The 26150-nt window shown below is 39.7% G+C and carries 30 protein-coding genes and 1 tRNA gene; 17 read left to right on the forward strand and 14 right to left on the reverse strand.

The genetic code is table 11. From position 1 onward, the window contains the following. Positions 1 to 86 precede the first annotated feature (86 nt). The 6 genes from HYG79_RS08805 to HYG79_RS08830 all read right to left on the reverse strand — a co-directional run bounded on the left by HYG79_RS08805 (position 87) and on the right by HYG79_RS08830 (position 6910). Positions 87 to 1061, reverse strand: a complete 975-nt coding sequence (locus HYG79_RS08805) for an ABC transporter ATP-binding protein (RefSeq protein WP_179241728.1) — start codon at positions 1059 to 1061, stop codon at positions 87 to 89. A 72-nt stretch (positions 1062 to 1133) separates the two neighbouring features. After that, entirely contained in the window at positions 1134 to 3290 is a 2157-nt protein-coding gene (locus HYG79_RS08810) for a prolyl oligopeptidase family serine peptidase (protein WP_179241729.1), read from the reverse strand. 94 nt (positions 3291 to 3384) lie between these two features. After that, positions 3385 to 4374, reverse strand: coding sequence for an aspartate-semialdehyde dehydrogenase (locus HYG79_RS08815; RefSeq protein WP_179241730.1), 990 nt, complete (start codon positions 4372 to 4374; stop codon positions 3385 to 3387). A gap of 300 nt (positions 4375 to 4674) precedes the next feature. After that, positions 4675 to 5076, reverse strand: a complete 402-nt coding sequence (gene mscL, locus HYG79_RS08820; RefSeq protein ID WP_179241731.1) for a large-conductance mechanosensitive channel protein MscL — start codon at positions 5074 to 5076, stop codon at positions 4675 to 4677. Between the two features lie 90 nt (positions 5077 to 5166). Beyond that, positions 5167 to 6273 (reverse strand): alanine racemase, encoded by a 1107-nt coding sequence (gene alr / locus HYG79_RS08825; RefSeq protein ID WP_179241732.1) that lies wholly within the window; start codon positions 6271 to 6273, stop codon positions 5167 to 5169. Further along, positions 6266 to 6910, reverse strand: a complete 645-nt coding sequence (locus HYG79_RS08830) for a thymidine kinase (RefSeq protein WP_179241733.1) — start codon at positions 6908 to 6910, stop codon at positions 6266 to 6268. The genes alr and HYG79_RS08830 overlap by 8 nt, the downstream gene beginning before the upstream one ends. Before the next feature lie 120 nt (positions 6911 to 7030). Between HYG79_RS08830 and HYG79_RS08835 the strand changes: the two genes are divergently transcribed. The 5 genes from HYG79_RS08835 (at position 7031) to HYG79_RS08855 (ending at position 10595) form a co-directional block, all read left to right on the forward strand. Beyond that, entirely contained in the window at positions 7031 to 7717 is a 687-nt protein-coding gene (locus HYG79_RS08835) for a hypothetical protein (RefSeq protein WP_179241734.1), read from the forward strand. Between the two features lie 103 nt (positions 7718 to 7820). After that, a complete protein-coding gene (locus tag HYG79_RS08840; protein ID WP_179241735.1) occupies positions 7821 to 8177 on the forward strand; it encodes a DoxX family protein in 357 nt (118 codons plus the stop codon). Positions 8178 to 8189: 12 nt separating this feature from the next. Beyond that, positions 8190 to 8861, forward strand: coding sequence for a 16S rRNA (cytidine(1402)-2'-O)-methyltransferase (rsmI, locus tag HYG79_RS08845; protein ID WP_179241736.1), 672 nt, complete (start codon positions 8190 to 8192; stop codon positions 8859 to 8861). Positions 8862 to 8878: 17 nt separating this feature from the next. After that, positions 8879 to 10006: a DUF819 family protein gene (locus HYG79_RS08850; protein ID WP_179241737.1), complete on the forward strand. Its 1128-nt coding sequence runs from the start codon at positions 8879 to 8881 to the stop codon at positions 10004 to 10006. Between the two features lie 7 nt (positions 10007 to 10013). After that, positions 10014 to 10595, forward strand: coding sequence for a uracil-DNA glycosylase family protein (locus HYG79_RS08855; protein ID WP_179241738.1), 582 nt, complete (start codon positions 10014 to 10016; stop codon positions 10593 to 10595). A gap of 16 nt (positions 10596 to 10611) precedes the next feature. Here HYG79_RS08855 and HYG79_RS08860 read toward each other — a convergent pair whose 3' ends face one another. Continuing rightward, complete coding sequence (locus HYG79_RS08860; protein ID WP_179241739.1) at positions 10612 to 11214, reverse strand: carboxymuconolactone decarboxylase family protein; 603 nt, start codon at positions 11212 to 11214, stop codon at positions 10612 to 10614. 121 nt (positions 11215 to 11335) lie between these two features. Between HYG79_RS08860 and HYG79_RS08865 the strand changes: the two genes are divergently transcribed. The 4 genes from HYG79_RS08865 to HYG79_RS08880 all read left to right on the forward strand — a co-directional run bounded on the left by HYG79_RS08865 (position 11336) and on the right by HYG79_RS08880 (position 15215). Continuing rightward, positions 11336 to 11764: an OsmC family protein gene (locus tag HYG79_RS08865; RefSeq protein ID WP_179241740.1), complete on the forward strand. Its 429-nt coding sequence runs from the start codon at positions 11336 to 11338 to the stop codon at positions 11762 to 11764. Between the two features lie 108 nt (positions 11765 to 11872). Then, positions 11873 to 13561 carry a single-stranded-DNA-specific exonuclease RecJ gene (gene recJ / locus HYG79_RS08870; RefSeq protein WP_179241741.1) on the forward strand — a complete coding sequence of 563 codons (1689 nt, stop codon included), beginning with the start codon at positions 11873 to 11875 and terminating at the stop codon, positions 13559 to 13561. Next, on the forward strand, positions 13558 to 13944 hold the full coding sequence (locus HYG79_RS08875; protein ID WP_179241742.1) for a VOC family protein: 387 nt from the start codon (positions 13558 to 13560) through the stop codon (positions 13942 to 13944). Before recJ ends, HYG79_RS08875 begins: the two co-directional genes overlap by 4 nt. 2 nt (positions 13945 to 13946) lie before the next feature. Next, complete coding sequence (locus tag HYG79_RS08880; RefSeq protein WP_179241743.1) at positions 13947 to 15215, forward strand: MFS transporter; 1269 nt, start codon at positions 13947 to 13949, stop codon at positions 15213 to 15215. Between the two features lie 21 nt (positions 15216 to 15236). On the opposite strand, the gene HYG79_RS08885 is transcribed toward HYG79_RS08880, so the two are convergent. Continuing rightward, positions 15237 to 16004 carry a UDP-2,3-diacylglucosamine diphosphatase gene (locus HYG79_RS08885; RefSeq protein WP_179241744.1) on the reverse strand — a complete coding sequence of 256 codons (768 nt, stop codon included), beginning with the start codon at positions 16002 to 16004 and terminating at the stop codon, positions 15237 to 15239. 145 nt (positions 16005 to 16149) lie between these two features. On the opposite strand from HYG79_RS08885, the gene HYG79_RS08890 reads away from it, so the two are divergent. Then, positions 16150 to 16602 carry a ferritin-like domain-containing protein gene (locus HYG79_RS08890; RefSeq protein ID WP_179241745.1) on the forward strand — a complete coding sequence of 151 codons (453 nt, stop codon included), beginning with the start codon at positions 16150 to 16152 and terminating at the stop codon, positions 16600 to 16602. 80 nt (positions 16603 to 16682) lie between these two features. Here HYG79_RS08890 and HYG79_RS08895 read toward each other — a convergent pair whose 3' ends face one another. The 6 genes from HYG79_RS08895 to HYG79_RS08920 form a co-directional block, all read right to left on the reverse strand. Continuing rightward, the gene (locus tag HYG79_RS08895; RefSeq protein WP_179241746.1) at positions 16683 to 17132 is read right to left on the reverse strand and encodes a 6-pyruvoyl trahydropterin synthase family protein; all 450 of its coding nucleotides are present in this window, start codon (positions 17130 to 17132) and stop codon (positions 16683 to 16685) included. A 48-nt stretch (positions 17133 to 17180) separates the two neighbouring features. Then, on the reverse strand, positions 17181 to 17591 hold the full coding sequence (locus tag HYG79_RS08900) for a DUF3592 domain-containing protein (RefSeq protein WP_179241747.1): 411 nt from the start codon (positions 17589 to 17591) through the stop codon (positions 17181 to 17183). Positions 17592 to 17762: 171 nt separating this feature from the next. Then, positions 17763 to 18305 carry a hypothetical protein gene (locus tag HYG79_RS08905; RefSeq protein WP_179241748.1) on the reverse strand — a complete coding sequence of 181 codons (543 nt, stop codon included), beginning with the start codon at positions 18303 to 18305 and terminating at the stop codon, positions 17763 to 17765. Positions 18306 to 18315: 10 nt separating this feature from the next. Then, the gene (locus HYG79_RS08910; RefSeq protein ID WP_179241749.1) at positions 18316 to 19083 is read right to left on the reverse strand and encodes an enoyl-CoA hydratase/isomerase family protein; all 768 of its coding nucleotides are present in this window, start codon (positions 19081 to 19083) and stop codon (positions 18316 to 18318) included. A gap of 22 nt (positions 19084 to 19105) precedes the next feature. Further along, positions 19106 to 20440 carry an MATE family efflux transporter gene (locus HYG79_RS08915; protein ID WP_179241750.1) on the reverse strand — a complete coding sequence of 445 codons (1335 nt, stop codon included), beginning with the start codon at positions 20438 to 20440 and terminating at the stop codon, positions 19106 to 19108. Positions 20441 to 20450: 10 nt separating this feature from the next. Continuing rightward, positions 20451 to 20951, reverse strand: coding sequence for a GNAT family N-acetyltransferase (locus HYG79_RS08920; protein WP_179241751.1), 501 nt, complete (start codon positions 20949 to 20951; stop codon positions 20451 to 20453). Positions 20952 to 21004: 53 nt separating this feature from the next. Here HYG79_RS08920 and HYG79_RS08925 point away from each other — a divergent pair, with 53 nt between their 5' ends. The 7 genes from HYG79_RS08925 (at position 21005) to HYG79_RS08955 (ending at position 26104) form a co-directional block, all read left to right on the forward strand. Continuing rightward, entirely contained in the window at positions 21005 to 21802 is a 798-nt protein-coding gene (locus HYG79_RS08925; RefSeq protein WP_179241752.1) for a universal stress protein, read from the forward strand. A 52-nt stretch (positions 21803 to 21854) separates the two neighbouring features. Further along, positions 21855 to 21931, forward strand: a tRNA-Ala gene (locus HYG79_RS08930). A 499-nt stretch (positions 21932 to 22430) separates the two neighbouring features. Next, positions 22431 to 23222 (forward strand): DUF6090 family protein, encoded by a 792-nt coding sequence (locus tag HYG79_RS08935; protein WP_179241753.1) that lies wholly within the window; start codon positions 22431 to 22433, stop codon positions 23220 to 23222. 24 nt (positions 23223 to 23246) lie between these two features. Continuing rightward, the gene (locus HYG79_RS08940) at positions 23247 to 24008 is read left to right on the forward strand and encodes a DUF6090 family protein (protein ID WP_179240134.1); all 762 of its coding nucleotides are present in this window, start codon (positions 23247 to 23249) and stop codon (positions 24006 to 24008) included. After that, complete coding sequence (locus tag HYG79_RS08945; RefSeq protein ID WP_179241754.1) at positions 23992 to 24771, forward strand: DUF6090 family protein; 780 nt, start codon at positions 23992 to 23994, stop codon at positions 24769 to 24771. The genes HYG79_RS08940 and HYG79_RS08945 overlap by 17 nt, the downstream gene beginning before the upstream one ends. Position 24772: 1 nt before the next feature. Beyond that, the gene (locus HYG79_RS08950; protein ID WP_179241755.1) at positions 24773 to 25540 is read left to right on the forward strand and encodes a DUF6090 family protein; all 768 of its coding nucleotides are present in this window, start codon (positions 24773 to 24775) and stop codon (positions 25538 to 25540) included. 45 nt (positions 25541 to 25585) lie between these two features. Continuing rightward, complete coding sequence (locus HYG79_RS08955; RefSeq protein WP_179241756.1) at positions 25586 to 26104, forward strand: RidA family protein; 519 nt, start codon at positions 25586 to 25588, stop codon at positions 26102 to 26104. The last annotated feature ends 46 nt before the right edge of the window (positions 26105 to 26150 follow it).

A 26150-nucleotide genomic window follows, 5' to 3' on the forward strand; every position in this document is an offset into this window, starting at 1 on the left:
TCTATTCTTTGAACGGTACGAACACAACAAAAGTACGTTGGGCCAATACAGATCGACGAACTGCAGATAATCCAAAAGATGAAAAATTATTGCTGTAACCGTTTGTTCAATGTCTCGATAGATACATTCAAAAACACCGCTGCGCCTTTTTCTAGTGGTGTGTGGTGATTAAAGTAGACTTCTTGATTTTCATAATCGCCTACGACCAAATAATGGCTCCCTTTGTAGTACGATTTTTTTACAACGACTTCCATTCCGGATTTTTCGGATACCTTGAACTCATGTGCATACACTATGATTCGTCGTTTGGTATCGGCATATGATTTAACGATGTTCACCGGTACCTTGTTCGCTTCCCCAAAAAGGGATGCTATGTATAGCTCTTTAGGGTCGTTATAAAGGTCTACGGTCGGCTTATTGGCGATTATTTTGCGGTCTTGTAACACAATGACCCTGTCCGCATAGGGCAAAATATCATTATGGTCGTGCGTAGCCGTAACACAGGCGATATTTCTTTTTTTAAGATAATCAAAGAGATTTCTCCTAAGACTGTTTTTTCTAAAATTATCGATATGCCCAAAAGGCTCGTCCAGCAACAAAAGTTCAGGTTTTTGAGCCAGTACCCGTGCCAAGGCTACACGCTGTTGTTGGCCACCGCTCAAGTATTGCACCTTTGTTTTGGCGAAAGCTTCCATCTCGATCATTTCCAATAATTCTTTTGTTCTTTTTTTTAGCTTTTTAGGATAAAAAACAGACAAGAATTCACTTATGTTCTCTTCTACCGTGGTATAGGGCATCAAATCAAAATCCTGGGCAAGGTATTTCATATAGGGCTCGCCGGGTATCAAATTGTACAAAGGCCCCATAATCTGTCTTTCGCCCCAGTACACTTCACCTACTTTAATATGCAGAAGTCCATATATTATTTTCAAAAGGGTGCTTTTTCCGCAGCCACTTTCGCCAATCACCGAGATATGCTCTCCCTTTTGTACTTTAAGATTGATGTCTTCCAATACGGGAGCTTCATCGTAAGCGAAAGAAACGTGGTCTAACTGAAGCATTGAAAAGTCAAGTTTATAATATAAAAAAATCCGTCTCTAATAGAAACGGATTTTAAACCAAAATATTGATTGCTATTCCTTAAATTCTTTCAAGACCTCTTGGTTGGGAAGTTGTTCATATCCCATGTTGAAAAAGGTGAACCCGAAGATATCCGCATACTGTTCAATGGTTTTGCTCACGGGTGTACCGGCACCATGGCCCGCATTGGTTTCAATACGTATCAAGGTTGGGTTATCCCCGGCCTGTTTTTCCTGAAGTTCGGCGGCAAACTTAAAACTGTGTGCGGGTACCACCCTGTCGTCATGATCGCCTGTGGTCACTAGGGTTGCAGGATAGGCCACACCTTCCTTGACATTATGAACCGGGGAATATCCTTTAAGGTAATTGAACATTTCGGCATTGTCTTCTGCCGTTCCGTAATCATATGCCCAACCGGCACCTGCCGTAAAAGTATGGTATCTCAACATATCCATAACACCAACGGCGGGCAAGGCTACCTTCATAAGTTCAGGTCTTTGCGTCATGGTCGCCCCAACGAGGAGCCCACCATTTGAACCGCCACGAATGGCTAAATAATCGGGTGAGGTGTATTTATTTTCGATAAGATATTCAGCGGCCGCGATAAAATCATCGAATACATTTTGTTTTTTTGTTTTTATGCCCGCATCATGCCATTCTTTGCCATATTCCCCTCCGCCACGCAGGTTGGGTACGGCATACACACCACCTTGTTCCATCCAAACAGCGTTTATAATGCTAAAAGATGGGGTTAGGCTAACATTAAACCCTCCATATCCATATAAAATTGTGGGATTTTTTCCATTGAGTTCCAATCCTTTTTTATGGGTAATGATCATGGGAACCTTAGTGCCATCCTTGGATGTGTAGAATATTTGGGTTGACTCATAGTCAGCCGGATTGAAATCTATTTCCGGTTTCCAATACTGTTCGTACTCACCGGTTTCCACATTATATTTGTAGGACGACCCCGGTGTATTGTAATTGGTAAAGGAAAAGTAAAACTCCTTGTCCTCTTTTTTTCCTCCAAAGCCACCGGCACTACCTACTCCAGGCAACTTTACTTCCCGGACCAATTTGCCATCGTAATCATATTGATATACTTTTGAGATGGCATCGACCATATACTCAGCGAAGAAATAGCCGCCACCGGTGCTTGGGCTCAATACATTTTCGGTTTCAGGAATAAAATCTACCCAATTGTCGGGTGTAGGGTTAGATGCGTCGACCGTGACTATTTTCATGTTGGGTGCATTGCGATCTGTGACGATATAAAGTTTAGACCCAACGTTTTCAATGATATAGCTAGAGGATTCCGTATCATCCAATATTGGGATGAGCAAACCATTAGGGTCCTCTAGGTCTTTGATAAAAAGTTTGTTTCCGTAGGTTGAAATCCTTGCCGAAATAATAAGGTACCTGTTGTCTTCGGTCAGTCTAGCTCCAAGATATCTATGTTTTTCCGATGGTCTGCCACCATATACAAGCTCATCTTCTTCTTGAGGTGTGCCTACTTTGTGATAATAAATTTTATGTTGGTCTGTTTTTGCGGATAGCTCGCTCCCTTCAGGTTTGTCATAACTGGAGTAGTAGAAACCATCATTGCCTTTCCATGAAATACCACTGAACTTGATATCTACTAAGGTATCCTCAACAATTTCCTTGGTTTTTGCATTCATTACAATAGCCTTGCGCCAATCGCTACCACCCTCTGATATTAGATAAGCTGCTAAAGAGCCATCTTTTGTAAAGCTGAGTCCCGCCAAAGATGTGGTGCCGTCGTCGGAGAAAGTGTTGGGGTCAAGAAAGACTTCTGCTTCACCATCATCTTTAGTTCTATATACTACGTATTGATTTTGCAGTCCGTCATTTTTATAAAAATAAGTGTAGTCGCCCTCTTTGAACGGGGAACCAAGCTTCTCATAGTTCCATAACTTTTCCAATCTATTTTTTAAATCGTCCCGAAAAGGTATTTTTTCCAGATAACCGAATGTGGTTTTGTTCTGTTCTTTCACCCAAGCTTCGGTTTCTGGGCTTCTATCATCTTCCAACCAGCGAAAAGGGTCTTTGACTTCGGTTCCAAAATAGGTGTCGATGGTATCGACTTTTACGGTATTAGGGTAGTTCACAACGATAGGGTCTTTTTTGGTTTCTGTCTTGCATGCCAAGAAGGTGCAACATGCAAGGGTCATTAAAAGTAGTTTTTTCATTTTTTTCAGTAATTTGTCCAACTAAAAATAGCACTAAAAAACCTTCAAAACATCGGTATTTTGAAGGTTTTAACATTATGCTGAAAATTGTGCACTATACGAGGTTATATGCCACTAAATACTCAGCAATTTGTACTGCATTGGTTGCGGCACCTTTTCTTAGATTGTCGGAAACTATCCACATATTCAATGTGTTGCGTTGGCTCTCGTCCCTTCGTATGCGGCCTACAAAAACCTCGTCTTTATCATGCGCATAAATAGGCATGGGATAGGTATTGGTGTCCGGATTGTCCTGAACGGTAACGCCGGGAGTATCGTTTAAGATTCGACGGACTTCGTTTAATTGAAAATCGGTGTTGAATTCAACATTTACCGATTCTGAATGCCCTCCGGCAGTTGGAATACGCACTGCGGTAGCACTTATGGAAAAAGTGCGGTCATCCAATATTTTTTGTGGCTCACGGGCCAGTTTCATTTCTTCTTTTGTATAGCCATTATCCAAAAAAACATCGCAATGCGGTAAAGCATTTCTACTAATGGGATATGGGTAGGCCATTTCACCTTTGATACCGGCGATTTCATTTTCCAACTGTTGTACCGCTTTTACGCCTGTTCCCGAAACGGATTGATAGGTTGAAATAACCACGCGTTTCATTTTATATTTTTTATGTAGAGGAGCCAAGGCCATGACCAACTGTATGGTGGAGCAATTGGGGTTGGCAATGATCTTATCTTCTTGCTTGAGTTTATGGGCGTTGATTTCCGGAACCACCAATTTTTTTGTGGGGTCCATTCGCCATGCAGAAGAATTATCGATTACCGTTGTACCTATTTCAGCAAATCTAGGAGCCCACTCCAAGGACGTGTCACCACCTGCTGAGAAAATAGCGATATCTGGTTTTGCTGTTACGGCATCTGCCAAACCTATTATGGTGTGTTCTTTGCCTTTGTACGTTATTTTTTTGCCTACTGAACGTTCGGAAGCCACCAATATCAAATGCGTAACGGGGAAATTTCGTTCTGACAATACTTTCAACATTACTTCGCCCACCATTCCCGTGGCACCTACAACTGCTACTTTCATTTATATACTTTAAAAATTGAAGTGCAAATGTAAATTAAAGGCCTACCGTGTACAATAAAAAAATGAAAAATTATAATAATATAACAAAATGTTTAAATTGAAACAATTACAATAGGTCCATGGCTCTTAATGTTCTTAAGTGAGGTTCAGTATCGTAGTATTATTCTATTTCGAGAACATTTTTTTGCTGTAAAAAACAACCGTCAACCCAGTTAGCGAAACTAGATTGACGGTTTAAAATTAAAAATTAAGCTGCAGCGCAGCGGCTTGTCCTGAAGGTACTTCAGGAAGTATATCTGATTATTTTTTTAGGGCATCCCTAATCTCAATCAATAATTCTTCTTGTGTTGGCCCTTTTGGTTCCTCTGGAGCGGGCTCCTCTTTTTTCTTCATTTTGTTAACACCCTTTACTACCATGAACATCACAAAAGCCACAATAATAAAGTCGATGACATTGGTCAAGAATTCTCCGTACATTATGGCTACTTCGCCTACTTTTTCGCCTGCTTCGTTCATGGTTCCTTCTTGTATGATATATTTGACGTCTTTAAAGTCTGCATTAAAAATAAGACCGATCAATGGGGAAACGATACCCCCCGTAAACGATGCCACAACTTTATTGAAAGCGGCACCCATAACGAAACCTACGGCAATATCTACCAGGTTTCCTTTCATTGCAAATTCTTTGAACTCTTTTAACATGATATAGTGTTTTAGTTGGTTAATGAATATATGATAATGCAATGTAATAAAAAATCGGCTTCTTGACGAAATGTTAATTCATGAATTTAACTATTCTATAAATGAGCGTTTTACACGCTGTGAAATACCTGTTAACAGTTCGTAAGAAATGGTATCGGCAGTTTGGGCAAAGTCGTTTGCGGAAAGCCCTTTCCCAAAAACGATGACTTCATCGCCCTCATTACAATTAATATTGGTAACATCTATCATAATCATATCCATACATACATTACCTATAATGGGAGCCTTTTTACCGTTTACGTACACATATGTTTTTCCGTTACCATATTGCCTGCCGATACCATCTGCATGGCCCAAGGGTAAAGTTGCCGATATTTTGTAACCGTCCGATGCATAGGCCCTGTTGTACCCCACGGTCTCACCGGGCTTTATTTTATGAATTTGGGAAATAATGGTTTTCAAAGTGACGACTGGTCTTAACTGGGCGTCGATTTTTGCTTCATTGCCATATCCATAAAGACCTATACCACTGCGTACCATATGATGCTGGGCTCCGGGATAATTTACGATTCCCGATGTGTTCAATAAATGTTTAAAAGGAATATGGTCTAACTTTTTATCTATTTCAGAAGCGATTTTCTGAAAAGTATCGATTTGTTTTTTTGTGAACTCTTTTTCGTTTAAATCTTCCGATGCGGCCAAATGCGAGAAAATAGACAGTGCCTTTAAGTAATCGGTCCCTTTTAATTTCCCGATAATAAAATCTATATCGTTCTCCCCAAAACCCAATCGGTTTAAACCGGTATTGAATTTTAAGTGAACGGGATACTCTTTTTGTTCGTGTTTTGCGGCTGTCTCTAGAAAGGCCTCCAGAATTTTACGGGAATATATGCTAGGTTCCAAACACCGTTCTATCAAAGTGTCAAAACTTACCGCTTGCGGATGCAATACCAGAATAGGTCGGGTAATGCCCGCATCGCGCAGCGCAATACCTTCTTTTACATAGGCTACGGCAAAATAATCGGCCCCTAGGCTTTGTAGTTTTAAGGCCACTTTCTCGGCATCGCTGCCATAGGCAAAGGCCTTTACGACCGCTAAAAATTTGGTTTTGGGCAGCAGTTTGGAACGTAAATAAAGATAATTATGCTCCAAAGCTTTGAAATCGATTTCTAGAACCGTTTCCTTTACTTCAGACATCGGAGTTTTTTTTTGAAGCATTCACTTCTTCAGAATCAACCTTCATTTGACTTACTTTTTCCCGCAACATGGCTTTGTAGAATGCTCCCCTGCTCAGGGGTTCATATGCTTCGGTCTCTCCGAGCATTACCAATTTATCACTATCGGATTTCCGAAAACTGTAATTGGCCAAATTTCCGGTACGGGTGCAAATGGCATGTACTTTGGTAACGTATTCTGCCGTAGCCATTAGTGCGGGCATGGGACCAAACGGGTTTCCCTTAAAATCCATATCCAACCCGGCCACAAGAACGCGAACCCCCTTATTGGCAAGGTCATTGCAGACCGTTACGATCTCATCATCAAAAAACTGGGCCTCATCAATACCTACCACATCACAGCCATCGGCCAAAAGCCTAATATTAGCCGCAGCGGGAACGGGAGTAGAGCGTATCTCATTGGCATCGTGCGAGACTACCATTTCCTCGTTATAGCGGGTATCGACCATCGGCTTGAAAATTTCTACTTTTTGCTTTGCAAATTGTGCACGTCTCAAACGCCTGATCAATTCCTCGGTCTTACCGGAAAACATAGAGCCGCAGATAACTTCTATCCAGCCGAATTGTTCCTTGTGATTAACGGTGTTTTCGAGAAACATTTTGTAATTTTAGACGAAAATAAGGTCTTTTTTCGTTCTTGTTTTAAAGAAATATAAAAATACGCAAGAAAGGCATAGCTTTTGTTGAAAATATGATGGTAAGAATATAAATCCGCATTGATGAAAAAAAAGTTGAAAGAAGAGTTGAGGAAGTTGTCTACGGATATTATTACGGCGAGAGACTTGGATAGTATAACCGATTTATATGAAGCATCTAAAACGCTTTATGAAAAATTAGCGGTTTTGCGCTTTATCGAAGAGGAATTGAACGATTTGGAAGTTGACGTTTCCAAAAACGCCATTGCTGCCAAATTTGAGCAAATGGCCAGTGCAGTACTAGAGGGTAATACCTCTGTTCCGGAAAGTAATCCGCATGAAGAAGACATTATGGTTCCGGGTATGGATACTATTAAAGGTATGGTCTCCGAAATGCCAAGCTCAGAAGAGGTAGAGCAGATTTTCGGTGAATTTATGGCCAAGCCCGACTTGATGAAAAATGAAAAGGAAATTTTGATGCCCAAAAGCAATGGCACAAAAAACGGGGTCAATTCTCCAAAATCAATAAACGATACTTTAGGCAAGGATATAAAAGTGGATTTAAACGACCGGTTGGCCTTCGTAAAGCATTTGTTCAACGATAGCATGGAAGATTTTAATAGGGTCATCTCCCAACTCAACACAATTGATACCGAGGAACGTTCTTTTTCATTCATCAACAATATGGTAAAACCCGACTACAATAATTGGCAGGGAAAAGAAGAATATGAACTTCGCTTTACGAAATTGATAGAACGCAGGTTTGCCTAACAATTTTCACAAATAATCGGTATAACCCAACATAAGTTGTTGGGTTTTTTGTTTTCTATGATAGTTCGTATTGTACCTTTGGCCCGGTAATCGCTATATCGCCATGCAAATCAAAAAAATCGTTTTTTATGTAGCGACCGGAATATTAACGGCTATCATGCTATATTCGGTACAGATGTACTTTCGTAATCCTGATGCGATAGCCAGCTACTTTGAAAGTGTGCAATATCCGGGTTATCTTGTATATCCATTAGCGATTGCAAAGGTGTTGGGCCTCGTTGCTATTTGGGGGAATTTCTCCAGATCATTAAAGGAATGGGCCTATGCAGGTTTCTTTTTTGATGTTACTTTGGCACTTACGGCACATATGGTCGCAAAAGATGGTGGGGAATTATTTTCGATTATTGCTTTTTTTGCGTTGATGATTTCTTACTTTACGGGTAAAACAGTATGTCCTTAATTATTTGGATTGATGGGAAAATTATATTTGGTACCTACACCTATCGGAAACTTAGAGGATATGACCCTCAGGGCCATTCGTATTTTGAAGGAAGTAGATTTGATACTTGCCGAAGATACCCGTACAAGCGGAAAGCTATTGCAGCACTTTGAAATAACCACACCTATGCAGAGCCATCACATGCATAATGAGCATAAATTGATGGACGGTATCGTAAGGCGATTGAAAAATGGTGAGATTATAGCACAAATTTCGGATGCGGGAACGCCTGCCATATCCGATCCTGGATTTTTGTTGACAAGGGCCTGTGTAGAAAACAATATCGCAGTTGAATGCTTGCCCGGGGCAACCGCTTTCGTACCTGCTTTGGTGAACAGTGGACTGCCAAACGAGAAGTTTGTTTTTGAGGGATTTCTTCCCGTTAAAAAAGGTCGTCAAACTAGGTTAAAGCTCTTGGCTGAGGAAACACGCACTATCATTTTTTACGAATCACCACATAAACTCATAAGGACTCTTACGCATTTTGTAGAATATTTTGGAGCGAAAAGGCCCGCTTCGGTTTCTCGAGAATTGACAAAAATCTATGAAGAGACCGTTCGGGGCAGTATGGAGGAGGTATTAAAATACTACACGAAAAAACCACCAAAAGGGGAAATCGTAATTATCGTAGGCGGTAAACAATAGTTTCTTACATTTAGTCAATGATAGCACCGTGGCTTATTTCTGCATTTACTGTTATTGCGGTCTACTATTTGGATAAATGGGAAAATAAACACATTAAGTCGGTTTTTGATTGGGTACCTGCAATATTGTTGGCTTACATTATACCTGCCATTGTCTCCTACGTTTTAAATGCCGACTATTCCCAAGCCCATATACACAGCTTTAGTAAGGATTATTTTATTCCCTTGGCCATTGTTGCCGTCATGAGCAGTTTGTCTCTAGGTCAATTAAAGTCCATTGGCTTTAAACCCTTATTGGTTTTTGCATCTGGATCACTTTTCATTGCGGTTTTCCCCATATTGCTTATGCTCTTTTTTTCAGATTCTGAATTGATTTCCCAAACTTTGACTATAGATGATTACTGGATGGGTATACCGCCCATCGTAGGCAGTTGGATTGGGGGAAGTACCAGCCAATTGGTATTGAAAGAGTTGGTAGAATGTCCTGAAAATATTTTTCTTACCGTTTTGGTAATGGATAATATCTTAGTAAATATATGGACCATCCTCATGTTCCAAAGCATCAAAAAGAGTGGCACGCTTAATGCATGGTTCACTATTACCGATGTAGCCATACCTGAAGATATACGTGTTGAAAAAGGAACTAAACTAAAACCGTTGTTAAGTGCCTTGATTTTATTGGCATGCGTAGTATTATGTAATTTCATCATTGAAAGTTTTGTAGTTAAAGTGGTATTGTTATCCTTAACGGGTTTGGCATTGAGCAATTTTATAAAGCAATGGAACTTTACGTTCGCTTTAAAGGCGGGGAGGATATTGATTATTATAGTTATGGCCATTTTGGGTTTAAAACTGCAAATTGCCACTCTTGGTTTTAATATGCCTTTTTTTGGTTTTCTTATTGTATGGCTTTTGGGTCATTTTATTTTTATGCTGATTATAGCAAAGCTGTTGAATGTGAATATGGCTTGGGTGCCTATAGCCAGTATGGCCAATGTTGGTGGTATTGCGACTGCTCCAGCGGTCACTGCTGCTTATAATATCAAATGGATGCCACATGCCATTGTACTTGCCATTTTAAGTATGGCAACCGGTACGTTTTGGGGTATGTTAACGATTTGGTTATTGAAGACTTTTATAAAATAAAATGAGCATGCAGCATCTACTTTCAGAGATTCGAAACTGCGAAGTCTGTAAAAAACATTTGCCGCTAGGGCCAAGACCTATAATTTCGGGAACGGTAAATTCGAAGATAGTTTTGGTAAGTCAGGCTCCTGGGAAAAAAGCGCATGAGCACAATAGGGCATGGGACGATTCCAGCGGAAGAAAATTACGCGAATGGCTAGGGGTAACCGATGAGCAATTTTATGATGCGGATAATTTTGCCGTGTTGCCTATGGGTTTTTGCTATCCCGGAAAAGCGAAGACTGGCGATTTACCACCAAGAAAGGAATGTGCACCGCTATGGCATGGTTTGGTCTGGGAACAGTTTGAAAACGTAAAGCTGGTTATTGTGATAGGAAAGTATGCCCAAGACAGGTATCTAAAAGAATTTTCAAAGGCGAACCTAACCCAGAACGTAGCGAATTTTAAAGATTTTTTGCCAAAACATTTTCCGTTGCCGCACCCCTCCCCAGTCAATCGGTTTTGGATGGCCAAAAACCCATGGTTTGAGCAAGAGGTTGTAGGGGAGTTAAGGAAAATAGTATCAAAGGTGATAGGTGAGCCAAAATAATTATTTTTCTCCACCCCTAATAAGCACTCCCATCATGCTTCCCTTTTTCCCAACCATGTTTACCAAGATACTGGTTGGCACTTTCTACCGCACCTTCCTCAATATCGGTTCCCTGACTGTCGTTCCAACGGTTGAGGTAACCAAAAAGAGAAATTACGCCGAGCATTTCTACGATCTCACCTTCATCCCAATATTGGTACAAACGTTCTTTGATTTCGGCATCTACGGCATTGGGCACTTGCGATGCTTGCAGCGAAAAATCCAATGCGGCTCGCTCAGCTTCAGAAAAAGCAGGGTGAGTTCGGTACTCCCAAATATTATCAAGTTGTTCCTGTTCCGCTCCGTAACGTTCAGCGGCCCGTATGGCGTGTGCCTGGCAATAGCGGCATCCGGTGGCATTGCTGCTTACCCATGCGATCATACGTTTTAAGGCAGACGTAACCCGCCCTTCATTGGCCATGACTGCCATATTCAAGTTAATAAAGGCTTTGGAAATAGCAGGTCTATGCTGCATGGTCAAAATTGAATTCGGACAAAACCCCAGGGTTTCGTTAAAGAATTCGGCCAGTTTTTTGGTTTCTGGGCTATGGTCCGGGTCAAGAGGTCGTACTAAGGGCATACAGTATAATTTTCAGTTAAAAATGCGATATACGAAATCATGAACGAGTAAAAGCTTAGGCTTTTAAGAGGTGTCAAATTATCGTACTTTTACAAGTCAAGTCTACAATAAACGAAAAATTATGGGTACAACAAATCATATTAGCACTAAATGGTTGGGTAACATGGCCTTTGAAACCAATAATCCCTCGGGGCATACCTTACATATAGATATTGCCAAGGAAGATGGGGGAGATGGTAACGGTTTTCGTCCAAAAGCCTTGATGCTTTCTTCGCTTGCAGGATGTTCTGGACTGGATGTGGCTTCACTTATCAAAAAAATGAAATTGGAAGTAGACGCGTTCCACATCGAGACCATCGCCAACCTTACCGATGAGCATCCTAAATACTATGATAAAGTAGTTATTGAGTATCATTTTCACGGTAGCAATTTGGATGAGCAAAAGCTGCAGCGCGCTGTAGACCTTTCTATTGAGACGTATTGTGGCGTTATGGAGATGTTTCGGAGGTTTGCGGAGTTAAAAATTGTCACTAAATTCCATCATAAGTAAATTTTACGAAGTTATGATTCACTTCGAGCAATTTTGATGTATTGAAATTGTAACGAGAAAATTTCTGAAAAATTAGTTTGCACTTGATTTTTGTATTTGACCTTTAATATGCGCTGGACCATAAAGCCGAAACCGGAACAGAAAGATATTGACCAATTGGCCAATGTACTTCATGTGGATGATTTGGTGGCGCAACTACTGGTGCAAAGGGGTATTACCACCTATGAAGCAGCCAAAAAATTCTTTCGTCCACAACTGACCCATTTGCACGACCCCTTCTTGATGAAAGATATGGATGTTGCTGTAGGCCGCATAGAAACTGCTATCAAAAACGAGGAAAATATTTTGGTTTATGGCGATTATGATGTGGATGGTACTACGGCGGTCGCTTTGGTTTACAGCTACCTACTCAGTGATTACCCAAATGTGGCAACGTATATTCCGGACAGGTACGATGAAGGGTATGGAATATCTTACAAAGGCATCGATTTTGCAGAGGACAACAGTTTTTCTTTGATCATTGCCTTGGATTGTGGCGTTAAGGCCATAGACAAGGTAGCCTATGCCAAGAAAAAAGATATTGATTTTATTATTTGCGACCATCACAGACCCGGGAAAAACTTACCGGATGCCATAGCCGTTTTAGACCCAAAGCGTGTGGATTGCGATTACCCTTATGATGAATTGTGTGGTTGTGGAGTGGGTTTTAAGTTGGTTCAGGCCCTTAGCTCCAGAAGAGGGAAAACTATTGATGATTTGGTACAATACCTTGATTTAGTGGCTACTGCCATTGGTGCGGACATCGTACCGATAACCGGTGAGAATAGAACTCTCGCTTTTTATGGCCTACAGGTTATCAATCAACAGCCTAGAACAGGTTTTAAGGCTATTATCGACCAGATAAAAAAAACAGTACTCACAATAACCGATGTTGTATTCATCATAGCCCCAAGAATTAATGCGGCAGGCAGGATGAAACATGGTCAGTATGCCGTAAATCTGCTAACAGAAACCGATTTGAACAAGGCCCAGAAATCTGCTGCTGAGATTGAGCAGTTCAATACCGACAGAAGGGGATTGGACCAAGAGATTACCCAGCAAGCCTTAGTTCAAATTCAAGAAAACAACGAAGAGGAAAAATTTACCTCTGTGGTGTATAAAGAATCTTGGCACAAAGGCGTCATCGGTATAGTTGCCTCAAGATTGACTGAAACGTATTATAGGCCTACTTTGGTTTTTACCAAGAGCGGGGATAAGTTGGCGGCATCCGCACGTTCGGTCAAAGGTTTTGACGTTTACAATGCTCTGGAAGGCTGTTCGGACTGTATCGAACAGTTTGGGGGGCATAAATATGCAGCAGGGTTGACTTTGTCGGAAAATCAATTTGAAACCTTTAAACGACAATTTGAAAAAGTGGTTTCAGAAAGCATAGACCCACAATTGTTGACTCCCGAAATAACGGTCGATGCAGTTATAGAGCTTAAGGATATCACCCCTAAATTGATGCGGATCATACGACAGTTCGCTCCTTTTGGCCCAGGCAATATGACCCCTGTTTTTATGGCAGAGAATTTGACCGATACAGGCTATGCAAAAGGTGTAGGCCAAAATGAGGCACATTTAAAAATATCGGTCACCCAAAACGATAGCCATAGGATTGACGGTATAGGGTTCAATCTGGGAGACAAACTACCTTTGGTCATAAGTAGAAAACCATTTAAAGCTGTTTTTTCGTTGGACGAAAATGAATGGCAAGGTAACATTAGTCTTCAATTGAAAATAAAGGATATTAAATGAAGATAGAACATTTGGCTATTTGGGTTGCCGATTTAGAATTGATGCGCAGTTTTTATGAAACTTACTTTAATGCAAAAGCGGGAGGGAAATATCATAATCCAAAAAAGGAGTTCTCCTCATATTTTCTCAGCTTTGACAAGGGACCAAGATTAGAATTAATGCATACCCCAGAAATAGCGCACAGTCAAAACCTAGCCATAACCCATCTAGGGATTGTTCATTTTGCTGTTTCTGTTGGCAGTAAAAAGCAGGTTAATGCTTTGACCGAGCGGTTGCGTAGAGATGGCTATGCGATCAAAGGAGAAGCAAGGACTACGGGAGATGGATATTATGAGAGCGTGGTGTTAGATCCGGAAGGGAATCAAATAGAGATAACCATCTAGAAATGGCAAGAGAACTAGACCCCTACGCAGCACTTCGGTATAGGGAATTCAATATTTTTTTGCTGGTACGTTTCGCGATGGTCTTTGCATGGTCTATGCAGTTTATAGTTATCGAATGGCAAGTCTACTCTATGACCAAAGACCCACTTTCGTTGGGAATCATTGGGCTAATGGAAGTAATTCCTGCGGTGGGTATGGCCCTCTTTGCCGGGCATATTGTGGACCAAAAGGAAAAACGTAACCTTTTGGTCAAATGCATTCTAGGTTTCTCGGTTGTTAGTTTTGGACTTTTTATGCTCAGTCTGCCGTCACTGGAACGCCAATACAATACTACTACCCTGCTGTACGGTATTTATGTTTTGGTCTTTTTGGGCGGATTGGTCAGGACATTTTTGGGACCTACCATTTTTTCATTGATCGCGCTCATCGTACCTAAAAAAATATATCCCAATGCCGCCACTTGGAGTAGTTCTACTTGGCAGCTTGCATCGGTATTGGGCCCTGCTTTGGCAGGCCTATCTATAAGTTGGATAGGGGTTCACTGGTCTATGTGTATCATTTTTGGTTTTTCTATCATAGCGCTGATCGCATTGTTTCAAGTATCAAAAAAGCCTATCCTAAATCCCAAAATAGGGGAGCCTGTTTTCCAAAGTTTACGGGAAGGCTTAAAATTCGTTTTTAATACCAAGGCGGTTTTTGGGGCTTTGACCTTGGATATGATAGCTGTGCTTTTTGGAGGTGCAGTGGCCCTGCTCCCCATTTTTGCCCAAGATATTTTGCAGGTAGGGTCAGAAGGCTTTGGCGTTTTACGGGCCGCTCCTGCCGTTGGGGCATCAATCACTATGTTGGGCTCAACACGTTTTCCTTTACATAAAAATGCGGGAAAAAAGTTGCTCTGGGCGGTGTTTGGTTTTGGTATCTGTATCATCGTGTTCGGGCTTTCTACATACTTTTGGTTATCGGTAATCGCATTGTTTTTAAGTGGTGCCGTAGATGGTGTCTCCATGATTATCAGGCAAACAATTCTCCAATTAAAAACGCCGGACAACATGAGGGGGAGGGTAGCTTCGGTAAATTCAATGTTCGTGGGATCATCCAACGAATTGGGTGCGTTTGAGAGCGGCGTTACGGCCAAATTGATGGGAACCGTTACCGCGGTGGTATTTGGTGGCACCATGACCCTGCTCACGGTCGGGATTACGGCTTTTGTGTCGCCAACCTTTAGAAAACTGGATTTACAGAAAGACGTGGAAGAGCATGAGGCCGAATAACCACTATGATTTTACGAATTGTTAGCCCTCGAATTTTTCTAAGGATAGTATTTCCCCATCAAAAACGGCATAGGTGTAATATTTGATCCAGTCACCAAGATTGGTGTATTTGGATTTTTCGTTCAACTGTATTTCCAAAGGTAAATGGCGATGTCCAAAAACAAAATGGTCATAATGTTGGCTTTCCAATTTGCGTTTGGCATACTGCACCAACCATTCTTTGTCCTCGCCTAAAAATTTGGCATCCTCATCACCGGAAATCAATTTGTTCTTTACCGAAAAATACTGAGCCAACCGAACGCCCCAATCCGGGTGCATCCATCTAAAAAACCATTTTGCGACCGGATTGGTAAACAGTTTTTTCATGCGCTTGTAACCCTTGTCATGTGGCCCTAACCCATCACCATGACCTATAAAAAACGAAGTATCGTTGATTTTGTATTGTTGAGGGCGGTGAAAAACGGGAATGTTCAGCTCTTCCTCGAAATACCCGTTCATCCAAAGGTCGTGGTTGCCCACAAAATAGTAAATGGGAATTCCCGAGTCCGATATTTCGGCCAATTTACCCAAAGTTCTGGTAAACCCTTTGGGCACAACGGTTTTATACTCGAACCAAAAATCAAATAGGTCGCCCAACAAAAATATGGCGGCAGCGTCATATTTGATTTCATCCAACCAGGCCACAAACTTTTTTTCCCGGGGAAAACTTTGTGCATTTGTGGGTGCGCCTAGATGGTTGTCACTGGCGAAATACACTTTTTTATTTTCGGGAAGATGTATAGTGGTCATTTAATATACAAATATAGCAGAATACGAATTCGCTTTAGCAAATGGGTCAATATTAGTACAAAAGCAGTTAAGTTTAATTATGATCATATCATACATTACCAATGTTATACGGTAGGCAGTAACGTTACCGAAAAAATATATATTTATGAACAGTGATATTAAAACAATAGAAAACAAAATCAAGCAAATTATTGAAAAGAACGAAGATGCCGTAAAGGGATTTCAAAAAGCGGCGGAAAACGTAAAACGGGAAGGCGTCATAAGCTATTTTCAAAATAGGGCCAAACAGCGTGAATTATTTGTAAAAACATTGCATAACGCCACTCCGGTACTAGAAACTGGAGATGCTGAAATCAGCGGTTCTACCAAAGGTACAATGCATAGGACATGGATGGACATCAAGACTTTTTTTACTTCGAATGATGACGAGGCCATGTTGAAAGAGGCAGTTAGAGGGGATGAGTCGGCAATTTCCGAATACAATGAAATATTGACCGAGACCATGCTGCCCCACAGAATGAAAGAAATCATTAGGGAACAGCGCAATGAAATTCAAAACGATTTGGAAACATCAGGGATATTGGAAAGATTGGTATGATATAAGGAATATGATTTAACAAAGCCGAACCAGACCTAAGGTTCGGCTTTTTAATTTGAGCTATCAAAAACCTTATAATTTTAATTTTCAGAAGCGAACCATTCTGCAAAAGAGGTTTCGGTCTCTTGGAGTTTTAGGGAATGTAGTTCTATATTTTTGGGCAATCTAGCCTTTATTTTTTTGGAAAAATCAATTACCATATTTTCGCTGGTGGGCTGATAATCGGCTAAAATCACGTTATGGCCCCTATCCATCAATTCTTTGGCCAGCTCTACGTGGGGCGTATTTTTATTAAAGACCGTGGCGTGGTCAAACTTGTCCACAATTTCTTCTTTTACAATTTTTTTAAGGTCGCCAAAATCGATTACCATTCCCAATTTTACATGTGAAGTGTCGGTTATGGGCTCGCCTATGACCGTGACCGAAAGCTTATAGCTGTGACCGTGCACGTTCCTACATTTGCCGTCATAACCGTACAGTGCATGGCCTGTTTCAAAATTGAATTGTTTGGTGATTCTTATATTGCCCATAATCAAGTAGATTAATGGGCAAAGGTAGGAATTTTGATAAAAGAATTATTAACGACTTGCGTAGAGCAAATACGATCCCCCAATAATCAAAAATGGTGCGGCAATCATAAAAAGAATGACACTCCAGCGGTACAGGCCCCAGAACGATATTGTTTTTGCCTTTTCGGGTTTGGTCCTATCGTATACTATTTTTACTTTATCCCCAATTTTGTAGGCAGGTGGGCTAGAGCTGATACCACTTTTAAAACTTATTTTGGTCTGCGACCTGTCCGTAAATTCAAAAACCGGGGTATACATGGTACTGCCATCACTTTGATGAGTATGAAACTGAGTCACGGTGGCCGTGGCTCTTATACCTTTTTGTAGCAGGTTTTGGGTTTTTTTGTAGTTGGTAAAGGCATGGTACGCCAAAAAAGTACCGATTAAAAAAAGAAAAAGATAAAAGATGATCCAGCCCATAATTGTATTTTTTGGCATGGTTATCTTTTGAATTTACGCCTTGTCCTCACCCGATTTACGAAAAATACAATCAGAATGATCAACGCAAAGGCCGGAAATATGAGGTCACTATTTAGAAATTTGAGAAAATCCATATAAAAGCTTTAGCTATACAACGTGTACAAGAATTTATTAGTATTCAGTGATTTCCTGTTTTAATTCATTGGATAGTTCTACCAATATTTGAGCTTCTTTTTCATAAACTTCTGGAGTGGTCCGTATCGGCTTTTCATCATTGCCTAGCCATTTAATAATTTCATTGTCCTTAAAATAATAACGGTTTTCCTCGATTTTGGTTTTGGATTCATCAAAAACTTCGTCGACTTCATACTCTTCGGCGGTTTTCGCGTCCCAATAGATAGGAACATTGTAATGATGCCTTGTAGATAGAACGAAAAACAAACTGTCGTCCTTGTAGTAAAAAACAAAAACATCTTTTCCCGTTTCGCCCAGTAGTATGGTATTGACTTTTTTTATACGATTACTCTTTATGTACGCAGTGGCCTCACCGCCTTCGGTAGACTGATTCATGATTGAAACTGTCTTCTTCTCAAAGTTGTTAAAGCTTGATTCAATATTACCATACTCTTGCCGTATCATCTGGATGTCTCTTTCAACATCTTGGGAGAATCCGACAGAAACAAATAAAAACAGAAGCAAAAAAAAGAATTTCATACAGCGACTCTTATTTCTTGAATTTGGATAAGGCATTTTTGGTAAAATCCGACAGTACCAGTTTTCCGGTAATGGCAGCCCTGTAGGTCAATAAGGTTTGCCAATGGTCAGTTTTGTCCCACAGTACTTTTTTCCAAGCCGATAATGCTTCTGGGTTGTAATCGGATAGTTTTTGGGCAAAAAAATCAAGTTCCTTGTCCAGCTCTTTAGTGTCATCGAAAACTTTGGCGAAAAGTCCTTTTTCCTGAGCCCAATAAGCACTTTTCCATTCGGTAGGCGAGAGTGACAGTTCCGAAATCGCTGCAGTACCTATTTTTCGCTCCACGGCAGGGGCAATGACCAAAGGGGCAATGCCAATGGTAAGCTCAGAAAGGCGAATCGAAGCCGCTTCGGAAGCGAATACGTAGTCACAAGCGGCAGCCAGACCAACACCGCCACCTACGGTTTTACCTTGTACACGGCCGATAATTACTTTTTTACAAGTACGCATTGCATTGATGACATTGGCGAACCCACTAAAAAATACTTTGCCTTGCTCCAAATTGGAAACCGCCACAAGCTCATCAAAAGATGCGCCCGCACAGAAAGCCCTATCCCCTTCGGACTTTAATATGACAATCGAGATAGTATTGTTTTCCGAAAGATCATTAAGCTCAGCGGTTAGCCTATCCAGCAATTCTGCGGTAAAGGAGTTACTGGCAGGATGCCCAAATTCAACAATAGCGACCTTACCGTCTATTTTGGTATAAAGACTTCCATTTTCCCTATCTGTACCCATTATACTATCATTTTTATCAAAATTAGTTGTTTTGCAATAACGGGCGAAACTTTCTACGAAACTTCCAAACCAAAGCCCCGCCCCTGATCACCATCCACATGGTAAAAGCGATCCATATACCATAAAGTCCCCAATCCAAATATTTCCCCAAAAACAGAACAGGCAGAAAACCTAAAAAAGTAGCTGCCAAAAGTGTATTTCTAAGGTATTTCATCTCACCAAGACCCTTGAACAATCCATCCAATACAAAAGCGACCGTATTCATGGGAAGACCTAGTATCAATATAAAAAATACACTATAAAATGTGTTCAATACCAAGGTTTCGTTAGAGAATAACCTACCGATTGGGTAATAAAAAAGAAACCCGAAAAACATCAACAACACACTTACGCACAACCCATACAGCACTATTTTCTTTGCCAATTTCCAAAGCCCTCTGTAATTTTTTGCCCCCAGTAAAAGTCCGCCCATTATGTTTCCAGCGGCACCATAGCCGTCAATGAAAAAAGCGGAAAACAACCAAAGGTTTATGGCAATGGTATGTGCGCCTATATACTTATCGCCCAAAGCCGTTGCTTCCCTCACCGCCATAATCAAAGCGGTGTTCAGGGCCAAGGCCCTCACAAAAAGATTAAGGCTCATTATGATGAGCCGACCTAGCTCCGGATGTAACGGGAACTTTAGCTTTAGGCTAATATCGGTTTTCGTTACCAATAGCACAAAAGCCATAACGGCCATTATTGCCTGTGCAATTAGGCTGGCCCAAGCTGCACCGTCCAAGTACATAGGTTCAATTAAACCATCTATACCATATACCAGTGCAAAATCAAAGACCACGTTCAGAACCGCTCCCGTAATGGCAATAAGCATGGGCCAGTAGGTATTCTGCAGACCTCGGAAAATACCCATAACAGCGAATACAAAAAGGGTCAACGGGAATCCCCAAACCCTTATGGAATAGTAACTGATGCAATAGTTCAATATTTTCCCCGAAGCGTTTAAGAGCATAAAGATCTCTTCGACGATAAAAATGGTCGAAACCAAAATCATAATGCTAAGGCCAATATTCAAAAAAATGGCTTGCGCCGGTAGTGTTTTGACCTCCTCTAACTTGCCAGCGCCCAAATATTGGGAGATAATGGCCGATATCGCACTGCGGGTTTGTCCTAGGATCCATATCAACATAGAAAGAAAAGAACCAACGATACCCGCTGCTGCCAAAGATTCCAGCCCGTCAACGGGGATGTTGCCAACGATTGCCGTATCGGTTATGGATAACAAAGGTTCGGCTATCCCGGCAATCGTAGCCGGTACGGCGAGATTATTTATATTTCTAAAATTGATTTTCGCTTTCAAAAAAGGGAGATTACAGCACTAGTTCATAACAGTGAAACGGATGGTCACTTTGCTTGGGGAAATAAATGTCACCTAGCTTCTGATAGCCTCGCACCTCATAAAATTTTTGATTGCGCTTGTTTTGGCTAAAGGTATCTAAACGTACGGAAACAAAGTTGTTTTTACGGGCATATGCTTCCCCGAAATCCATCAATTTTCTGGCATATCCTTGACCCTGTAAGTTAGGGTTAATGGCAAGGCGGTGAATATAGATGTTGTTTTTGCTGGGCGTTAGCCATTTTATAGGCTTATATTCCTCATCCATATGGGTAGAAATCACAATGGTACCGCTTACCTTGTTATCAACCTCCAAAACATACAGTTCATTGTTTTTTAGGTCATTTTCAAAAGCCAGTTTGGTGGGGTAATGTTCGTTCCACTGGTAAATACCGTTTTTCTCCATTGCTCTTGCACAGGCTCTTGTTAATTGTAGGATGTCCGGAATTTCCGATAAATTTGCGTACCGAATCATAAATAGATTTCAATTTAATCGTAAATTTAGAATATAAATAAACAACCGCACAGATGAAACACATTCTTGTTCCTGTAGGAACCAATCCCAATGCCCACGAAACTTTGCAATATGCCATAGATTTTGCATCTGAGTTTTCATCAAAAATCTTTATGATGGATGTTTTCAACGTTTCTGCCAAGACGGGCAGTCTCGCCAATATTTCCGAGAAAGTAGCGGAAAGTAGCAAGGAACGTCTAAAAGAAGTGATCGGTAAGGTAGATGTGAAGCATATTGAGGTAAAGATCGCTACTTATAATGGGGATATCGCCGATGGGTTAAATCAAATCGATAAAGAATTGGGTATTGATTTGATCATCGTTGCGCCGCGTAGTAACGATATCAAAGAAGAACTGTATTTAGGGCACACTACGGGTAAAATCATCAAACAGACCAATATTCCCACTCTTATAGTCCCAAGGGGCACTGTTTTTACACCTTTTAAGAATATTTTGACAGCTTTTAAATCCGGCTTTCTAAAAAGGAAACGAATTTTGGATCCGTTGATTATGATAAAGAATCAGTTTCGCTCCAAGGTAGATTTACTTTTGGTAAAAACGCCGGGATATTCGGACGACGATCTACAGGTAAATTCAGCTTTGATGGACATTAGCTCTCAATTGACCATCACTGAGAATGCCACTACCTATTTGGGGGTAATGGAACATTTTCAGTCCAAACACCCGGATCTGTTATGTGTATTTCGGCGCAAGAGGGGTTTCTTTAAAAAGCTTTGGGAAAAAAGTACCATTCTCAAATCGGAATTTTCTGCCCCGATACCGGTTTTGATACTTAGTGTAAAGAAAGATTGATATCTATTTTGATAGGTTCATAAAAAGTATTTCCTTTGATGCACTTTAGCAAGGGGGATTAGCTCAGCTGGCTAGAGCGCTTGCCTGGCAGGCAAGAGGTCACCGGTTCGACTCCGGTATTCTCCACCAAATTTTATAGGGCTTCAAGAGTTTTTGACTTTTGAAGCTTTTTTCATTTGCACGCAATTTGCACGCAAAACTGGTTTTAAATCAACCATGGTATTATTTGATACAAATTGGTCTATTTTAGTACTTCTTCACCCTTTACAGAATATTTTTTGAAAAAGCATCACATTTATTGGGTGCTTTAACTTCAATATTAGATTAAGGAATCTAAGTCCCATAAAACGTCAAATTAAGGGACTACTAAAAGAGACCACAATTGAGACGTTTGAATATGAAGTTATAAACTATTGGCAAAGTGTCCTAAAAAACGGCCAATTAAAAAAACTATATGTATAACATAGAGACTGAGTACATAATAGCTCTGTCCCTGCATCTTCGGTTTAGTAAGAGCTGACAATACTATCCCTAGCTTTCTTAACCGCGCGTTGATGAGACTATCAACCCCATTATTTAAATCCTAACTCCATAAAGTCATATCTTTACAGGAACCAACCACTCTCTTATGATTAAATTCTTCCGCCGTATCCGGCAAAAATTGCTTGAAGAAAATCGTTTTTCAAAGTATCTGGTCTATGCGATTGGTGAAATCATTTTGGTGGTCATTGGAATCTTGATTGCATTAAGTATCAACAATTGGAATGAGAAACAGAAAGATTTGGTCAAGGAGCAGTTAATTTTAAAACAATTGTTCAGTGAATATCGAAGTAACCTCAAGCAACTTGACGAAAAAATACTGATGCGTAACCAGGCACTAGAAGCCTGCGATAATTTGCTAAAGCAAATAGATAATCCCACCTCGGCAATTGATGAAGACGCGTTTTACCGATCATTGTGGATCATATTTAGGGACCCTACCTTTGACCCCATAAAAAACGATATTGTTGGTTCAGAAAATCTTCGCCTCATACAGAATGACACCTTGGTGAGGTCTTTATCAAATTGGTCTTCTGATGTCTTTCAGGTTCAAGAAATGGAGTTGGAGTACCAAAAATTTCGAACGGAGATTTTAGCGCCGTGTTACTTTAGATTGGGTATTGCGAGGAACGTAAATAATAATTTATGGAAAGACGGATACACGCCCACTGAGGCATTGGACAAAAAGTCAAACTATAAATTCACCATTAAGCCAACAAAAAAAAGTGTGGATTTGACAAAGGTTCTTGTAGATGTTGAATTTGAGGGCATTGTGAGCCAGGTAATCACAACTCATCAAGTTACAAACATTCAATCGCAAACCTTACGCAATAGAATCTTAAACATGCTGGACGTTATAGCGCAAGAAATTGAGAAATAGTAAGGAATACGTAATGGTCAACCAATGATAAAATTCTTTAGAAAAATCAGAAAAAAACTACTTGCTGAAAAACGTTTCAGCAAATACCTCCTCTACGCCATCGGGGAAATCATTTTGGTGGTCATCGGTATTCTCATTGCCCTTCAAATCAATAATTGGAATGAGAACACAAAATCATTAAAAGTTGAGAAAACCTACTATTGTAAAATTACCGAAGATTTACAGGTAGATATCAAAAATATTGATAGTTCAATGGTGACTCTTGATAAGCGTTTGGAAAGCACAGAAAGATTTTTGAAAAACCTCTTAAAAATCCAAAAGGATAAAGCGGTTATTTTTAAAGATTTTCTACCAACGTTCAGGTATTATAAATTCATCCCAACCAAAGCAGCCATAGTTGACATCACTTCTTCTGGGAAACTAGAAAAACTGCGGAGTCAAATCCTGAAAAAAAGAATTTTAAATCATTATACAGCACAAGATAATGCCACAACTATCATTGATATCAATTATAATGCGCTGACGGAAAAACTTTTTAACGTGGAAAAATATACTGACTTGGGATTTCAAGAAATACCACAGTATCAAAACATATTTGATGCAGAATTACAAGGATTATTATCCAGTACGCAATGGCAACAAAAGCCCAATGACGAACTATTTATAAAGATCAAGGATGTCATGGTTTTTAATATGATTACGGGACAACGCGAAAAAGAGCTTCTTAAAAGCATCAAAGCTGATGCCCAAGAATTAAATGAATTATTAGTTGAAAACTGTAATTGATATGATTAAATTCTTCAGACATATTCGTCGTTCACTGATTCAAGAAAATAAAATGGGAAAATACTTTAAATACGCCATTGGCGAAATCGTGTTAGTTGTTATTGGAATTTTAATTGCCTTACAAATAAACGATTGGAACGACCAACGCAAACTCAAACAACAAGAACAAACGTATTATTGTAAAATAAGTGAAGATCTTAAAACAGATATAGAAAATGTTAATCGAGCTTTAGTTTCTCTCAAAGAGCGCAAAATAACCACCAAAAGATTCCTAACCAATTTATTGAAAATACAAGAAGACAAGACCATTCTATTACAAGATTATTTGAGTGCTATTCGAGCTTATGACTATATCCCAACAAAAGCAGCCATTGTAGATATTACCTCTTCAGGAAAATTGGAAAACCTAAAAAATAGTGCGTTAAAAAATGAAATTCTTAATCATTATTCCCAACAAGATTATGCACTTAAAATAATCGACAAAAATGATGAACCATTGTTTCGGCAAATATTTAGCTATGGCGATTATACAAGTTTTGGAATACACGAAGTGCCTTTATATAAAGATGAATATGGTGATAAACTTAGCTCTCTATTAAAAAGCAGTGAATGGCAAAAAGACCCTGATAACGCACTTTTTAAACACATTAAAGACCATATGAATATGACTGTAATACTTTGTACAAGAGAACAACAATTGTTGGAAGATATTAAAACATCTTCAGAAGAGTTGTTTAACAAACTGTCTAACTATTGCCAATAATATGATAAAATTCTTTCGAAAAATTAGACAAAAACTGCTATCTGAAAATAAATTCAGTAAGTATCTGATTTATGCCATTGGAGAGATTGTACTTGTTGTTATTGGGATTCTTATTGCGCTTCAGATTAATAACTGGAATCTTACTCAACAAGATAGAAAAACAGAGAAAGAGAACCTTCTATCACTTCAGGAAGAATTTTCAAAAAATAAAACTAAAATTCAAGAAATTATACAGCAAAATAATCAAAATATTTCAGGCGCAGAAAAGATGATTCAATCCTTTAGTAGTGCATCTAAAGACACTATTTCAGAGCAAATAATAGCAATTTATGGTAGTGAAACCTTTGGTACAGAAATAAATTTTGAGCCTGAAACTGGCGTTCTTACTGAAATTATAAGCTCCGGTCAGTTAAAACTTATCCGAAACAATGAGTTAAAACATAAATTGGCGGGATTACAAAGCAAGATTGATGAAATTAAACAACAAGAAAAAGAAGTTCTCGATTACCGAATCATAGCTATTAAACAAATGATAAATGAAGGAAATATGGAAAGAGTTTATGCCTATTTAGGAATCAGAAAAGCATATGTAAATACCACTTTTGAAAGTACAGGAATAAAATCTATGCTAAACTCATTACCTTTCTTAAATCAAATCGTTTTATATCAGTCTAGCTCAAATGTCACTAATCAGGCATTTTACGCCCCATTGAATAAAGAAATTGAAATAATACTGGAGTTAATAACTAACCGTTTGAAAGAATTGTAAAAAATAACGAAAGCACAAAAAAGTAGGCACTAAATAATCTAAATCATGAAAATAAAAACCAACCGACTGACTTTACTCGCAGCACTTTTTGCATTAGCTTTTGGACTGCAAAGTTGTGAGCAAAAACAAAAGGAAGAAACGAAAGAAATTGAAAAAGAAGTAATCGTTGAACCTGAAAAACCTGAATATTTTCTGTTAAGACCAGAAGTGGAAAAAGCTTACGGATATTCCCACGCCCTGAAAATTGGAAATAGCATTAAAATTTCAGGAGCAGTAAGTATGGACGATAACGGAAATCCAATTGCGGTTGGCGATATAGAACAGCAGATGAAAAACTGTTATGCTGATTTGGAAAAAATATTAAAACACTTTGGTTGCACATTTGACGATGTGGTAAAAGAAGATATTTTCACAACTGATATGGCACAAATGCTAGAAAAATCAGCATATCGAGCCGAAATTTATAAAAATGGATTCCCAACGGGTTCATGGCTTGAAGTAAAAGGATTGGCATTACCAGAATTTATGGTCGAAATCGAACTTGAAGTACACAAATCTGAATAAAAGTACGGACGCACAACAATAGATGCTAACCGCAATTACGAATAGC

Origin of the sequence: Costertonia aggregata, assembly GCF_013402795.1 — a bacterium.
Taxonomy (GTDB): Bacteria; Bacteroidota; Bacteroidia; order Flavobacteriales; family Flavobacteriaceae; genus Costertonia; species Costertonia aggregata.

What these genes read in the sequence shown, in the direction of transcription:
- HYG79_RS08805 (WP_179241728.1), bottom strand. Translation starts at nt 1,061, where the DNA reads ATGCTTCAGTTAGACCACGTTTCTTTCGCTTACGATGAAGCTCCCGTA.
- HYG79_RS08810 (WP_179241729.1), bottom strand. Translation starts at nt 3,290, where the DNA reads ATGAAAAAACTACTTTTAATGACCCTTGCATGTTGCACCTTCTTGGCA.
- HYG79_RS08815 (WP_179241730.1), bottom strand. Translation starts at nt 4,374, where the DNA reads ATGAAAGTAGCAGTTGTAGGTGCCACGGGAATGGTGGGCGAAGTAATG.
- mscL (WP_179241731.1), bottom strand. Translation starts at nt 5,076, where the DNA reads ATGTTAAAAGAGTTCAAAGAATTTGCAATGAAAGGAAACCTGGTAGAT.
- alr (WP_179241732.1), bottom strand. Translation starts at nt 6,273, where the DNA reads ATGTCTGAAGTAAAGGAAACGGTTCTAGAAATCGATTTCAAAGCTTTG.
- HYG79_RS08830 (WP_179241733.1), bottom strand. Translation starts at nt 6,910, where the DNA reads ATGTTTCTCGAAAACACCGTTAATCACAAGGAACAATTCGGCTGGATA.
- HYG79_RS08835 (WP_179241734.1), top strand. Translation starts at nt 7,031, where the DNA reads ATGAAAAAAAAGTTGAAAGAAGAGTTGAGGAAGTTGTCTACGGATATT.
- HYG79_RS08840 (WP_179241735.1), top strand. Translation starts at nt 7,821, where the DNA reads ATGCAAATCAAAAAAATCGTTTTTTATGTAGCGACCGGAATATTAACG.
- rsmI (WP_179241736.1), top strand. Translation starts at nt 8,190, where the DNA reads ATGGGAAAATTATATTTGGTACCTACACCTATCGGAAACTTAGAGGAT.
- HYG79_RS08850 (WP_179241737.1), top strand. Translation starts at nt 8,879, where the DNA reads ATGATAGCACCGTGGCTTATTTCTGCATTTACTGTTATTGCGGTCTAC.
- HYG79_RS08855 (WP_179241738.1), top strand. Translation starts at nt 10,014, where the DNA reads ATGCAGCATCTACTTTCAGAGATTCGAAACTGCGAAGTCTGTAAAAAA.
- HYG79_RS08860 (WP_179241739.1), bottom strand. Translation starts at nt 11,214, where the DNA reads ATGCCCTTAGTACGACCTCTTGACCCGGACCATAGCCCAGAAACCAAA.
- HYG79_RS08865 (WP_179241740.1), top strand. Translation starts at nt 11,336, where the DNA reads ATGGGTACAACAAATCATATTAGCACTAAATGGTTGGGTAACATGGCC.
- recJ (WP_179241741.1), top strand. Translation starts at nt 11,873, where the DNA reads ATGCGCTGGACCATAAAGCCGAAACCGGAACAGAAAGATATTGACCAA.
- HYG79_RS08875 (WP_179241742.1), top strand. Translation starts at nt 13,558, where the DNA reads ATGAAGATAGAACATTTGGCTATTTGGGTTGCCGATTTAGAATTGATG.
- HYG79_RS08880 (WP_179241743.1), top strand. Translation starts at nt 13,947, where the DNA reads ATGGCAAGAGAACTAGACCCCTACGCAGCACTTCGGTATAGGGAATTC.
- HYG79_RS08885 (WP_179241744.1), bottom strand. Translation starts at nt 16,004, where the DNA reads ATGACCACTATACATCTTCCCGAAAATAAAAAAGTGTATTTCGCCAGT.
- HYG79_RS08890 (WP_179241745.1), top strand. Translation starts at nt 16,150, where the DNA reads ATGAACAGTGATATTAAAACAATAGAAAACAAAATCAAGCAAATTATT.
- HYG79_RS08895 (WP_179241746.1), bottom strand. Translation starts at nt 17,132, where the DNA reads ATGGGCAATATAAGAATCACCAAACAATTCAATTTTGAAACAGGCCAT.
- HYG79_RS08900 (WP_179241747.1), bottom strand. Translation starts at nt 17,591, where the DNA reads ATGGGCTGGATCATCTTTTATCTTTTTCTTTTTTTAATCGGTACTTTT.
- HYG79_RS08905 (WP_179241748.1), bottom strand. Translation starts at nt 18,305, where the DNA reads ATGAAATTCTTTTTTTTGCTTCTGTTTTTATTTGTTTCTGTCGGATTC.
- HYG79_RS08910 (WP_179241749.1), bottom strand. Translation starts at nt 19,083, where the DNA reads ATGGGTACAGATAGGGAAAATGGAAGTCTTTATACCAAAATAGACGGT.
- HYG79_RS08920 (WP_179241751.1), bottom strand. Translation starts at nt 20,951, where the DNA reads ATGATTCGGTACGCAAATTTATCGGAAATTCCGGACATCCTACAATTA.
- HYG79_RS08925 (WP_179241752.1), top strand. Translation starts at nt 21,005, where the DNA reads ATGAAACACATTCTTGTTCCTGTAGGAACCAATCCCAATGCCCACGAA.
- HYG79_RS08935 (WP_179241753.1), top strand. Translation starts at nt 22,431, where the DNA reads ATGATTAAATTCTTCCGCCGTATCCGGCAAAAATTGCTTGAAGAAAAT.
- HYG79_RS08940 (WP_179240134.1), top strand. Translation starts at nt 23,247, where the DNA reads ATGATAAAATTCTTTAGAAAAATCAGAAAAAAACTACTTGCTGAAAAA.
- HYG79_RS08950 (WP_179241755.1), top strand. Translation starts at nt 24,773, where the DNA reads ATGATAAAATTCTTTCGAAAAATTAGACAAAAACTGCTATCTGAAAAT.
- HYG79_RS08955 (WP_179241756.1), top strand. Translation starts at nt 25,586, where the DNA reads ATGAAAATAAAAACCAACCGACTGACTTTACTCGCAGCACTTTTTGCA.